Origin of the sequence: Pseudomonas sp. TH49 (assembly GCF_016650625.1) — a bacterium.
In the GTDB taxonomy this organism is placed as follows: domain Bacteria; phylum Pseudomonadota; class Gammaproteobacteria; order Pseudomonadales; family Pseudomonadaceae; genus Aquipseudomonas; species Aquipseudomonas fluorescens_H.
On record NZ_JAEKFL010000002.1, the window covers coordinates 1,719,981 to 1,732,911 of the forward strand.

The following is a 12,931-nucleotide window of genomic DNA, read 5'->3' on the forward strand; positions in this document are numbered from 1 at the left end:
GTTCCGCCATCAGAGGCACTAAGAACAATGCACACGAACATGCGCTGGGGCACTTCGCTGGCAAATCAAAATGGTCCACCGTCCATCACCGCTTCTCCGACTTTTCACTTTCCTTCACGTGATTTTTGGTCTGAGATTAGGCCTCCATGCTAAACAGCTCGTTGCCCGTTCCAACGAAATCGGAGTGGTGTGTAAACAGCTCCAGCAGCACGGTGGCGGTTTTAGGATCGCCAAGTAATATCGACAACTCTAAGACGCTGGGTTGGTAATGATAACTAAGTAGATCTTCTCGTAGCGGGTAGAGTCCCTCTCCAAAATGGCACTAATTAGTTAGTTGCGAACCGGAGAGTTCTGAACTAGACCCAGTGAAGTTATTAAAACAATAGCAGGACAGCCTTATGCGCTCAGAACAGTTCCTTCCAAATCCTCGCCTGCTTACCGTGTGCGCCCTTTCACTGATGAGTCTGGCCCTGCAACAGGCCCAAGCGGCTTGTGTACTCACTCCAGGACCCGGCGTCGACACTTACGTTTGCGACAGCGGCACCAGCACCACTGGCCTCACGGACCTTACGGGCAATAACACCCTGACCCTGCCCGCGGGCGGCACCGGCACCATCAACGGCAATATCACCTTCGGCGCCGGCGCCGACTTCGTCGACATGAACTCCGGGCGCATTGTCGGGAGTATCACCCAAGGCGACGGTGCCGATCGCTTCCAGATCAGCGCCGGCACCGTGACCGGCGCGGTTTCCCAAGGCAACGGCATTGATGATTTCGTGATGAGCGGCGGGCAGATCCAGTCCCTGGCCCAGGGCGATGGCCGCGACACCTTCTTCATGAGCGGCGGCACCATCGTTGGTGCGTTTGAAGACGGCGATGTGGCGCAACAGACCGGCGGCACCATCGGCCGGGTCGACATGAAGCTCGACAACAACATCTATGACATGTCCGGCGGGTCGATCATCGGCAACCTGGTGACCGGTTTCGGCACAGATACCATCATCGTCTCCGGCGGCAGCATCGGCGGCAATATCAGCACCAGCGGCGGCAACGACAGCATTACCGTCAGTGGCGGCGTCATCAACGGCGAGATCCGCGCCAGTGTCGGCAATGACACACTCAACTGGCTCAATGGCGGCCAGATCAAGTCCGCAGTGCTGATGGGCGATGGCGACGACACCGCGCTGCTCAGCGGCCTCAACGAAAATCTGCTCAGCGCGACGCCTTCGATTGACGGCGGCCTGGGCAACGACCAACTGACCTTCGACAACACCACGTCCAGTACCGCCGCGCGCTATATCGGGTGGGAAACGGTCAACCTCAACAACAACTCGCGCTTCGGACTGGCCGGCGATTTTTTCCTCGGCGACAGTGCCAGCAATACCGGCACCTTCAATATCGACGGCAGCAGCACCCTGGGCGTGACTCAAGGCAGCATCCGCCCCTACACCGCAGGCGCACTGGCCACCCTCAATAATGCCGGCACCATTGACATGACCAGCCGCAGCAACAGCGCCACCGATACGTTGACGGTGTACGGCAACTATGTCGGCAACAATGGGCAACTTTGGTTGCAAACCGTACTGGGCGACGAGAATTCGGCCACCGACAAACTGGTTGTGTCTGACGGGGCCATCAGCGGGCATACACAAATGACCGTGAGCAATCTCGGCGGCCTGGGCGGTCTCACGCAAAACAGCGGGATCGAAGTGGTGCAAGCCCTCAACGGTGCGACGAGCTTCAACGATGCGTTTGCCCTGAAAGGCTCGGTATCCGCCGGAGCTTATGAGTATCTACTGTTCAAAGGAGGGGTCACCGCCGGCACGGAAAATAACTGGTACTTGCGTTCGTCGGTGGTCGCCGTGCTGCCACCGGTGGTGCCGCCAACGCCACCAACGCCGCCGGTTATAGTGCCGGTGCCGCCGATTCCGCCGGTGCCGCCCGTGGTAGCGCCGGATGAACCGCCCGTGGAGCCACCGACCGCGCGACCCGTCGCGCCGGTCGAGCCCCCTGCTCCACCGCCCAGCCAGGTGGCGGCTGCCACCTCGCCGGAGTCGGCAGCGAGCAATCCGGTGTTGCCTGCCGCCATCGCCGGGGCCGAGCCGATTCCGTTGTATCGCCTGGAGGTGCCGGTGTACTCGGTGGTCGTCCCGGCCGCCCAGTTGATGACCCTGCAAGCCCTGGGCACCTTCCATGACCGCCAGGGCGAACAAAGCCTGCTCAGCGAAACCGGACCGGTTCCAGCGAGCTGGGGCCGTGCCTATGGCAGTGACTTCAACAAGAGCTGGTCGGGCACGGTGTCGCCGAGTTTCGACGGCTCCATCAAGGGCTACCAGGTCGGCCACGACCTCTACGCCTCCGAGACCAGCGGCGGGCAGATCCAGCGCTTGGGCCTATTCATCGGCCAAAGCCGCCTGCAAGGTGATATCAAGGGCTTTTCAATGGGCTTCCAGGACAACCGCTCCGGGCGGGTCAAGCTGGACGGCGATAACTTCGGCGCCTACTGGACCCTCACCGATCCAAAAGGCTGGTACGTGGACCTGGTGGCCATGGGCACACGCTTTGACGGTGACAGCAAGTCCGACCGTGATGTGAAGATCGACAACAAGGGCCACGCCCTGGCCCTCTCGGCAGAAGCTGGCTACCCGATTACCGTCTCCGAACACTGGGTGGTGGAACCCCAGGTGCAGGTGATCAACCAGCAGATTGACATAGACCACCAGAACGACGGCATTTCCAAGGTTTCATTCGATTCCCAGGACTACTGGACCGGCCGCCTCGGCGCACGCCTGAAGGGTCGTTACCTGGTGCAGAACACCCCGATCGAACCGTATGTGCGGGCCAACGCCTGGCGCACCTTCGGTGGCAGTGACACGGTAACCTACGACGACGTGGACCGGATTAAAACCGATCACAAGTCATCCACTGCCGACCTCGGTGTGGGCGTTGTCGCCAAGTTGTCGTCCACCGTCAGCGTGTACCTTGCCGCGGACTACAATACCAACCTCGATACAAATACGATGGAAGGCGTTAGCGGTAACCTAGGCCTGAGAGTAAGTTGGTAGATGATCAAGCTCATTGAATTACCTCCCGGGTTCGCAAACATATTTGAATTGACGCATTGGCTGAAACAGCGGTCCACTGAGGACTGCCGCCGCCCCAAAGCGCTCTGTCGAAAGTGCCCAGCGGATCAGCCAGCCTCGCAGGTTGTCGTCTGCCCGAGCGCTCACGCGTTCGGATGGACGATCAGATCAACCTGACAGGCATGGTATTGAGCGGTTTGGATGCCAGCGCCAACCTGGTGAAAGGCTTTCGTCCGCATACGGCAGCGCAACTGCACCTGGTGGGCCAAGACGGTGCGCTTCAAGCAGGCAGCATTGCAGCACGCCGACAACTTCAAGCAGGACTTGGCCACCGCTCTCAAGGACAAAAAACTCAAGGTGATGAAGGCCATCAAATGGGCGCCGCCGGCATGACCTGGGATGCAGTGAAAATACGCAGACCTTCTCCGACGGCGAGATGGCCAGCACAGCCAAACGCCTGGCCGATCTCAATGGCAAGACGACGATCAACCCGGAGCCGGTGGGTGATGCGGCCCAGGGTGCGATCGCTGCAGGGCGTGCCGCGCTCGCCGATCAAATGGGCGAGGCCCCGGCCTGCCTGGTGATGACGCCGCTTCAAAGAGGGGTTAGCCAGGGCCGCGGCTATCAGCGCTTTTTGTCTGCACCTAACTTGTTTTCAGCACCTGGCCGACAAGCTGGTGGATGTCAGCGACATTGGCAGGCGCGACGCCCCCCCTAGCACGCGCTGTGCCTGCTGTTACTGGCCACCTGTTTCGATCAGTTGGCCGACAGCCTGGCGCGCCTCAACGCTTTGCTGCCGATGCCTGGCCTGGTGCGAACAGAGCGGCGAGCGCGGCACCTGTCGAAACTGGAGACGGAAAAGTGGGAGATCCCCGCCGCAGGCACCTTGCCGCGCTGGCAGTCTCCACCGCTGGAGCGTTGCACCATGGTCAAAGCCGCCCATCAATCCATGGCCGGCCAGATTGCCGTCCTGGAGAGCTACGCCGCCGACAGCTCCCCCATGGCGGCACTCTCTGACCTGCCCAGCAGCAAGGCGGCCGTGACCAGCAGTTGGCCGACCTGAAAGCCCTGCTGGCCGCCGCCATGCTGACAGCAGCATGCGTGCGCGGTTGATTGGTCCTAGCAACGCTACTGAGCTGCGCCAGGCGCTGCTGGCGGGTGCCCCCCGAATATGAGTGAGTGTTGTGTCCCGGCGCGCTGCTGGTGGGCTCTGAGCAGGGCTTGAGCTTTGTCCGTGAACTGGTGGGCCTATGACGATGCTACTCGACGGGCAAGAGGTACGCGGAAAGAACCTCAAGGCCATCTAGATTCACTCGACAGTGAATACTTACCGCATGCTCATTGGGCGGAAATCATTATAGATTAGCTCAACGAGCTGCACACAGACGCCAGCGTTGATTGCTAATACGAGAAAGCGCCCCATCGAGAGTCACCTGGCGGCGAGGCCTACTTTCCAAATCCGAATGGGGGAACAAAAAAAGCCAGGCACAACAAAGCCCTGTTAAACGAGCGCTTCAGGTATAAATTTGGCGGTGAAGGAGACTCATACTCTCCGCAAATTAAGCATCTACCGTATTCGACAAAGAGTACAAACAATGACGGATTTTGGTTGATTGCAGCGCCCTGCCAATGAGTGCTTCTAACCGATGCAATATAAAAACGTCTTCCAACGCGATATAACCAGCCCGGTGCCACAATAGCCATCTCTCCAAAGTCGATATCTTTCGCAAAAAAAACCGTCCAAGGTCTTTCAAGTTGAGATTATCAGGTTAGTCAGGATCGGCATCTCGAGATCAATGTGAGTAAGAAATTTACGCAGTGGGCTAATATCGGACCCGGTTAAGGAGAAATAGGGCAGCGGGCAGATACTATTAGAAATTTTGACAGCTGATGCTGCTCAAAGGGCTCACCAAAATTGACTCTCTCGTTAGCTTAATTTTGGCACTACGAAGGCTGGCCGGCATTCGACACCAGTAAAAAACGTAACTTACTGAAGGGTAACTGCGATAGCATCAACGTTTAAGATAGCGACTAAATTGTCAAAAACCTCGCCAAACACCACAGTTCATTGTGCAAATATTTTACGCTTTGCGGCAATACGTTAAAGCCACAAAGTGTGACAGCCGAGTTCAACGATTCGAGCGCCCCACCTTGATACGTTAACAAAAAATTCGCATAGATAAAAAATAAACTCTTTAGACCAACATAGTTAGCCATTCATTAATTTGCTATTGAACACACCCTTACTCTATATATAAATTTTTTCACTTTAAGAAAAAACCACATGCACGCTCATTCTTTTCCGTGCACTCCAAAATAATTTTATATGAAAAATCCTGCGATCTCCTCCACAAATAGGACCTAACTATCCACATAATCTCTTCATGTTTAGTTCCAGATCCCAGCCTCATTCTCAGATATCTCCCCTTAGACATCGCGTAAATACACGCACTAAGAAGTCCCCGGATGTCAGAGTATTCTTGAGTCAAAACAAAAACCGCTTTTTCAAAAGAAACAACATTTTCGATCCCATCACCCGGCAACATGCCAATCCAACCAACACTCTCCGACTTAGCTGGAGCGCTAAACACGTTTCCGTTATTTCGTATATTTCTTGGGGTCGGACATGACTCTTCATCGCCTGGCCAAACTGGGATATCAAAGTACTGATTACTAGCCTCAGCAGCAGAAAACGTGAGCACGTGCAAAAAAATAACGATACCAAAACAGGCAAAGTATGCACGAAATTATATCCTACTTATTTTAAATCCATATTTTAATCAGGTCGTACATTTTCTCGATATAGGACTTATCAGATATTCGTCAATATTTTTCAGGTCTTTCGGGGCAACCACGGCAACCCTAATTCGTCGAGTTTTTCCGGGGAACGTTATCAAACCAAATGACAACGAATTTCCTCGGAGCGACCAAAAGCAAACGTGCCTTAAAGAAATTGCTAGGTTATTTTCTTTGAAAAGGATTAAATTTTAGAAATGCCCTACTTTCTTACGACAACCGCATATTCACAGCCCCGTCGCCTAATCACTTCCCCCACTTACCAGATAACTGTCGCCACTTTAGTTTTGGCTGTTTGTACCAACTCATCCCAAACCCCACATAGTTGCAAACCCGAGGTCGGGGACCGAAACTTTTTTCCAAGCTCAATATCACTTTTACACATTGATTCAGGAAGCACTCAGCACAATACGGGTCGTCGCCCAGGGCCAGCGAGTTAGGAGAACTCTAAGATCAGCGATTTTCGCCTGGAAGGCGTATCAATCACACGATCACCAAGGAAGAGGAAGCTGAGCAGGAAAGCTGGCGCTCCGTGGAATACTCCGGTAGAGCGAGTGCGTTTTACCGGCAAAAGGCGGCATAACTTTGACTTCTCTTTTATCCCTCTCAGATCTCAAGAATCTCGCACGTCAATCTCCTATATGCCTGCCAGTCTACAGCGGGCAACGAAGTGCGTAAAAAGGAGTTCGCCCAAGCCAGAAGCAAATCCCCCGGTCAAGGCTGCTATGAAAATCTGGCTTGGCGAACGATCAAATACTATCTTAACACCCAGCCAAAATCTTTAGAACTTGTCCCAAAACGCATAACAAAACAATTAGTAATCCATCGAATTCTAATCTACCGTCGCCCTCCCAGCGTAGCAACGATATCCCATGTATTCAACGAAACTCACCCCTCTCCTTACGGCAATCGCGCTGTACATGGTCAAGCCTACCTTTTGATCTTTCTGGCAGTTGCAGGAACTGCTCTCAACCGGAACCGACAAAAACCAGATCGTAGCATTCGCGAGAACTGTCGCTTTACCGCCGAAGTCGACGTCTGTTCTCATATCCAAAGCGCGATATGACCACCCTGCAGAGTTTTGTCTAGACGCTCGACTTTATGCGTCGAAAGAATAAGCCAGAGAATTTACTTCAGATCGACCTAAAGCCAAAAGTGCAGGATTTGATCGGACAACCTACCAGACCAGTTGCGGCTCGGAAATCACATGCGGACATGCAGAAGTGGAAGGCAAGCTCACGATGCACTGACTCCCGCAACCAAACCCAAAGGCATCCCACCTCCGCCAGGCCGCCGCTTGAAGCCACATTTTTTTCAATTTAGTTAGGCATCGGCCCTGTAGACATGCGCGTCGCTACCTGGACTACATTGGTTCATGTGGTGCCAGTATCGGAGCGGCGCAGCAGCACAAATCCAGATCACCCTACACCACTGTAAGTCTTGTTATCCATAGCGCGGCTAAAAGCAAATCTCGGCGCTTCGAGATTCTGTCAAATACCCCGACCACCCGGAAAGATTAATACTTATCCTATATCCATCCCACAAAATCTATTCAAAAATCACCAGAACATCATAATCAGCTAAAAGAAGGAATACTTTGTTAATTCTCACAAGAAAGCCCGACCAGCGCCAGCGCATCTGCGACGAAATCCAAATCAGAATACTGCAAGTTAATGCCAATGAACAATCGGTCTCTTTATGTATCAACGCACCAAGCCAAATACCAATAGTTCGTACAGAATCCTACAAGCAGTTTGAAGAGCCACACAAAAGAAACAAAAAATAAACCATTCGTCATCTTCACAACTATACGACCAGGCGCATTAATTCAAATGAATTTTAAGCCTGACAAGTACCGTAAATTTGGCGATGACGAAATAATCCCCCAAGAATACCTAATAACAACTCAACAGTCATCCACTGTGAGTGCTGAGCTACTGAGGCTAATGGAAAAGTTTTGAAGCGAGTTGAGCGCAAAGTAATTGATGCTGTGAGACGAAAGCCGGTTTCACTGCCTAAAAATTAAATATGACAAACACGGAAAATTTTCAGACGCAATATAGAATCCAGTTGAATAGAAACAGGAGCACCAACTCCTAGATGACAAACACAAGCGCCAATCCCAGGCGCCAAAATTAGGATCATCGCAAACTAGACGATCGCCCTTTTTAGACACTCAATTATCCTAAAGCGTACAACATCAAACTCCACGCACGAACTCTAAAAGCGGATAACTCGGAAAAGCCATTTCAACACTCACGTTAAAATTACAACATCAAATTTTAAAACTCACTAACAACAAGCCAAGTACCACCCAACTCAAATAAACGCTGCTCAGATTTTAGCTACTACCGCTCATCACCGCACACGACACTTTCGATTACTCCAATTGATTGCCAATCAGCTTTATGTTTTATGAGATATAGGCAGCTCACCGATGCTGCTCGCCGAATCAGCCCGACCACAAATTGCCAGTCAAAAAAAGCTTAAATAGCCAAGCAGGATTTAGCAAAAACCAATAAGCTTAAATTTTTCCGCACAAGATTCAGGACTTAAAAACAAAATCGCACGAATAAATTTAGAACAAATCAGATACCCATGCCGATAACTGTAAAATAAGATCTAGGCGTGAAAGTATAGAAACCTTGCCAACCGCAACACTAAATTATGTTGTGAAGCGCAAACCGTATGAAAATTATATTCTTTCTATACTCAAGGATAGAATCCTCTACCCGCAATAGAACCAGCGTAACCATTATTTGGAACGCTGCCTTGTCAGGTAGGCGGAGTTTACATCATGGATAGAAAACCCTACATAACATAGAACTTATATGACATTAAATTCAATAGGAATATTTCTTGCATCTCTATCCTGTCTATGGCTAGCGACACAACTGGGAATATGGATGAACCGGGGAACGAAAAGTCCAGCGGAAGGCCTTGAGGATTTTCGCATGATATTGGGAGCTAGTCTTTCGCTTCTGGCCTTACTTATTGGCTTCACTCTTTCCATGTCCATTAACGGTTTCAATAGCCGTCAGGCAGGCGAGGAAATGGAGGCTGCAGCAATCAATGCTGCCTATATCCGCATGGACCTGTTACCCGCAGAAGACGGCCCTAAAATACAGTCATTGCTCATAGACTACCTAGATAAGCGCCTACAATTTTATGGCACCCACGCCCCCCTAAAGCAGAAAAATATTCACTTAGAAACTATAGATATTCAAAATAAACTTTGGTCCTCTATTAGTTTGGCAGCCAACTCAAAACAAACACCAATAACTGCGCTGACGGTCACCGGCATCAATGATGTACTGAGCACACAAAGAAAGACCCAAGCCAATTGGCGCAATCAAATACCGCTTGCTGCTTGGCTACTACTTAGTCTTGTGGCGGCATGTTGCAACGTGATGCTCGGGTACAACGCCCGCGGCGTACGCCGGAGTGCTGCACTCCTGCTAATATTGCCACTAATGATTTCTATGTCTTTCATGATGATCGGAGATATTGACGCCCCAGGTCGCGGCATTATTCGGGTAAAACCGGTCAACTTGGAATTTTTGAATGAGACGCTCAAAACCCATCGAACACTCACGACTCTATCACAATAAAATTATTTTTGAATTTCATGAACCTTCGGCATCACCTTAATAGCACGTAGCTGGTAAACTTGCCTGGTATTATTACAACCTATATATATTTTTTTACACAACCAAGCAATTAAAAATTCAAAAATATTGGGTTTGGTTATATATTCTGGGCCATGGAAACGTGGCCTGTTCAAATCTTATATTATGGAAACTTTGATTGCAGACAGCGCAACTATAGATGTCGATGACTGGATGCTTTATCGAATTGCTCGTGATGCGTTAACGGAACAGCAAAGCCGGGGCAGATGCACTTACAAATGGCCGTGTCACGATAAGTAATGAAAATATAATTTCCGACAAATCCCCCGCACGCATCTATGTGCGCGGTGCAACGATGCTAATCTAAATATTAAAGCCTTCGGCAAACTAGCAATGGAAACCTATCCCAGAAGACAGATACATAGAAAAGGCAGTGTTCCGTCGAGCAATCATCCGCTTCATGTAGATGAGTTTTCATCAAAACGACGCCCCCCCCGAAGTAGCGTTGGCTCCAATACTGATTTCCCAACGAGTCAATACGAATTGACGTACCTGTACGAGGAGCATGAACAAATTGATTATCACCTATATATAAACCCACATGATCTACTTGCCCCCTACCCTTGTTATCAAAAAACACTACGTCTCCGGGTTGCAGATAGCGCCGGGAAACAGATAAGTAGCCTTCATTAATCATTGACACCGTAGTACGCGGTATTTCCATTCCCCCCTCACTGCGAAATAGATAAACCAGCAACCCGCTGCAATCAAAGCCTTTGGTTCCGGACGTTCCACCCCAGCTGTAGGGCGTACCGATCAGTTCGTGTGCACGTTGAATTATACGCTTTCGGGTTTCTATATTATTGGCTTGCGCGTAAGTTGCCTTCGCATCGGAGACAACCGCAGTTTTGTCTTTGTAGGGTAAGTATTGCAGGCTGGGCTTAGCTTCGACGCGAGCTGACTCCGAATGAAACAGCGCATCGTTATTAAAAGCGCGGTCATGAACGACAGCCAGGCTAAGTCGTCTGCTCGGCTATCAAGCGCCATTGAGCCCAGTCCAACAATGGATAATACCAATACTAAGAGATACACCTTCTTACCACTCGGGAAATGAATTTAGTAGTAAGTTAGAGAAAATCCCGTTGCTTGGATTTAGTACCAATCTGCAAATCTGATGCAAACCTCCCGGTCACGACCGATCCCCTCGTCGCACCCTCGCCGATTGAGGTCGCACTGCGAAAAGAAGCTGCCTGTCGCTGATGTAGCGGCACGTCTCGGCGTGTCCAGGCATAGCCTCTATGCCTGGATAAAGCGCTAGAGCAAACCTCAAGAAGAACGGCAGCAAGATGATGATCAGCCCGCTGAACTGCATCGTCTGCGAGCCGAACTCAAGCGGGTCACTGAAAAGCGAGACATCTAAAAAAAGGCCGCCGTGTACTTTGCCAAGGAGTGCGGCAGAAGTACGCCTTTATCAAGCAGCACGCGGGCGACTATTCGATTCGACGACTTTGCCTGACGCTGTAAGTCCATCCCAGCGGTTATTACACCCCGCTGTCTGATCCGCCATCTCTACGCGCCAGAGACGACCATCGACTACTGGATTTGACCAAGCATTCATGGCTGGAGAGCGACGGCGTTTATGGATATCGCTAGATCCATGACGATCTGCACGAGGTCGGTGAGGAGTGTGATAGGCATCGCGTGGAGAGGCTGATGTGTCTTAACCGTTTGCGCTCTCAGACAGGGTATCGACGCCGCCCTGGAAAGTACGGTGGTAAGCCTGCGGTCGCCTCACCCAATTTGCTGAAGCGCCAGTTCGATGTCGTGGAACCCAACAAGGTCTGGGTCACCGAAACACCTACATTCGTACGTATGAAGGCCGGTTGTATTTGGCAGTGATGCTAGATCTTTTTTCGTCAGGTTGTTGGCTGGTCAATGAAGTCGCAAATGACCAGTGATTTGGCCATTGATGCATTATTGATGGCGGTTTAGAGGCGTAAAACGAAAGCAAGAGGTGATGGTTCACTCCGACCAAGGTAGCCGATACAGGAGCTCCTATTGGCGCAACTTTTTGAAGGCGAACAATTTGGTTACCAGCATGAGTCGTCGAGGCAGCTGCCATGAAAACGCCGTGGCCGAGCGCTTTTTCCAGCTTCTAAAGCGAGAACGAATCAAGCGGAAAATCTACACCACGCGGGAAGATGCTCGTAGTGATGTGTTCGATTACATCGAGGTGTTCTACAACGTACAACGCCGGGATGGTATCAATAATCAACTGTCACCGGTAGAGTTTGAAAGCGTTTCGCAATGAACTTGCAAGGTATCTAGAGAATTCGGGGGATTCAGCCGAACAGGCACTGCTCGACCCCACTCAATAGGCTTTCGGATAGTATTGCTATGTGGTGGCGATAAATTTTTCTGCGTTTGAAAATGGTTTACCTACCTCGAGAGCCCGATCGTCCGGGATAGAAATCTTTAATTAAAATGTATCCTCTCCCGATCACACCAACTTCCATCATCTTTTGGCGCGCCTTATAGAGGGTCCATTCTTTATGAATTATGTCATAAGGTAGAAATATACTGAGACGTTTGCTGGAGCTCAGCTCTCCAACCCGAGCTACATCACCACTCAACATTCCGACGGTGATGCCGACTACCGCACCGTCGTTGCCGTAAACCGGGCCGCCCGACATCCCCTTAATTACTGGCCCGTCTTGTACCGCATAAGGCGTAGGATCAGAAACGTCGCTAAGTCGTACTCGAGTGTTTTTTGCGACCCCCTCCCCCTCAACATCAATCGAAAGCAGACTAGAACCCACAGCCGTCACCGGCTCACCCCCTGCTACATTCCGCCAAGCAGGTAACGCCCCTACTGCTGGGTGCTTGAAAAAAACCAAATCGCAGCCGGTGCTACACCGGTACACCACATCAGCAATATACGGAATATGGGCCACGGTCACTGCTATCTCCTGATTCCACTGCACCGCACTTCCCTGAGCCTGATAGGGCATCGGGTAGCTCGAGTGGACGTTGAAGTATCCCCGGTAGTTCTCTGCATTGGTCAGAGGATGCGGCAGGCCATTACAGCCCGATAGCAGAAGACTTAGTGCATAGACGATTACGCTACGCATGCTATTACTCTCTCTAAACGGGGAAAGCCCGTCGTGATCGTCAGGAATACTGGCACTACCTGGACGCTACCACTAATTCCGTCCACCTTGATGCCGCTTCCTCACAGCGTAGAACAGCTTAAGATAAGCTGCCTAATGAGCGACCTGATAATTTCAAAAAAATAACCGCGACGCATATAAATCTGGAGTTTTATTACCCCCGCCACAAAATACCCTGCCACACGCAAAAACGGTAATCCCATTAAAAATCAACAACATATACCCTCATAAAAAAACATAAACCACGGCATAA

General features: G+C 50.9%; 7 protein-coding genes and 1 pseudogene. 5 read left to right on the forward strand and 3 right to left on the reverse strand.

Annotated elements, in window-relative coordinates; genetic code table 11:
- Positions 1-458 precede the first annotated feature (458 nt).
- Together JFU48_RS25085 and JFU48_RS30075 are read left to right on the forward strand one after the other, a co-directional pair.
- The gene (locus JFU48_RS25085; protein ID WP_446739787.1) at positions 459-3,065 is read left to right on the forward strand and encodes an autotransporter family protein; all 2,607 of its coding nucleotides are present in this window, start codon (positions 459-461) and stop codon (positions 3,063-3,065) included.
- Between the two features lie 778 nt (positions 3,066-3,843).
- Positions 3,844-4,146, forward strand: a complete 303-nt coding sequence (locus tag JFU48_RS30075) for a hypothetical protein (RefSeq protein ID WP_242486708.1) — start codon at positions 3,844-3,846, stop codon at positions 4,144-4,146.
- A 1,201-nt stretch (positions 4,147-5,347) separates the two neighbouring features.
- Here JFU48_RS30075 and JFU48_RS30665 read toward each other — a convergent pair.
- The gene (locus JFU48_RS30665) at positions 5,348-5,785 is read right to left on the reverse strand and encodes a DUF3757 domain-containing protein (protein WP_446739788.1); all 438 of its coding nucleotides are present in this window, start codon (positions 5,783-5,785) and stop codon (positions 5,348-5,350) included.
- 1,691 nt (positions 5,786-7,476) lie between these two features.
- Between JFU48_RS30665 and JFU48_RS30670 the strand changes: the two genes are divergently transcribed.
- Both JFU48_RS30670 and JFU48_RS25105 read left to right on the forward strand, forming a co-directional pair.
- Entirely contained in the window at positions 7,477-7,665 is a 189-nt protein-coding gene (locus JFU48_RS30670; RefSeq protein ID WP_201138016.1) for a carbon storage regulator, read from the forward strand.
- 1,120 nt (positions 7,666-8,785) lie between these two features.
- On the forward strand, positions 8,786-9,490 hold the full coding sequence (locus tag JFU48_RS25105) for a bestrophin-like domain (RefSeq protein ID WP_201138017.1): 705 nt from the start codon (positions 8,786-8,788) through the stop codon (positions 9,488-9,490).
- 388 nt (positions 9,491-9,878) lie between these two features.
- On the opposite strand, the gene JFU48_RS30080 is transcribed toward JFU48_RS25105, so the two are convergent.
- A complete protein-coding gene (locus JFU48_RS30080) occupies positions 9,879-10,523 on the reverse strand; it encodes an NlpC/P60 family protein (RefSeq protein WP_201138531.1) in 645 nt (214 codons plus the stop codon).
- 159 nt (positions 10,524-10,682) lie between these two features.
- Between JFU48_RS30080 and JFU48_RS25115 the strand changes: the two are divergent.
- Positions 10,683-11,819: pseudogene (locus JFU48_RS25115) on the forward strand (IS3 family transposase).
- Between the two features lie 124 nt (positions 11,820-11,943).
- Here JFU48_RS25115 and JFU48_RS25120 read toward each other — a convergent pair.
- Positions 11,944-12,639, reverse strand: coding sequence for a serine protease (locus JFU48_RS25120; protein WP_201138018.1), 696 nt, complete (start codon positions 12,637-12,639; stop codon positions 11,944-11,946).
- Between the last annotated feature and the right edge of the window lie 292 nt (positions 12,640-12,931).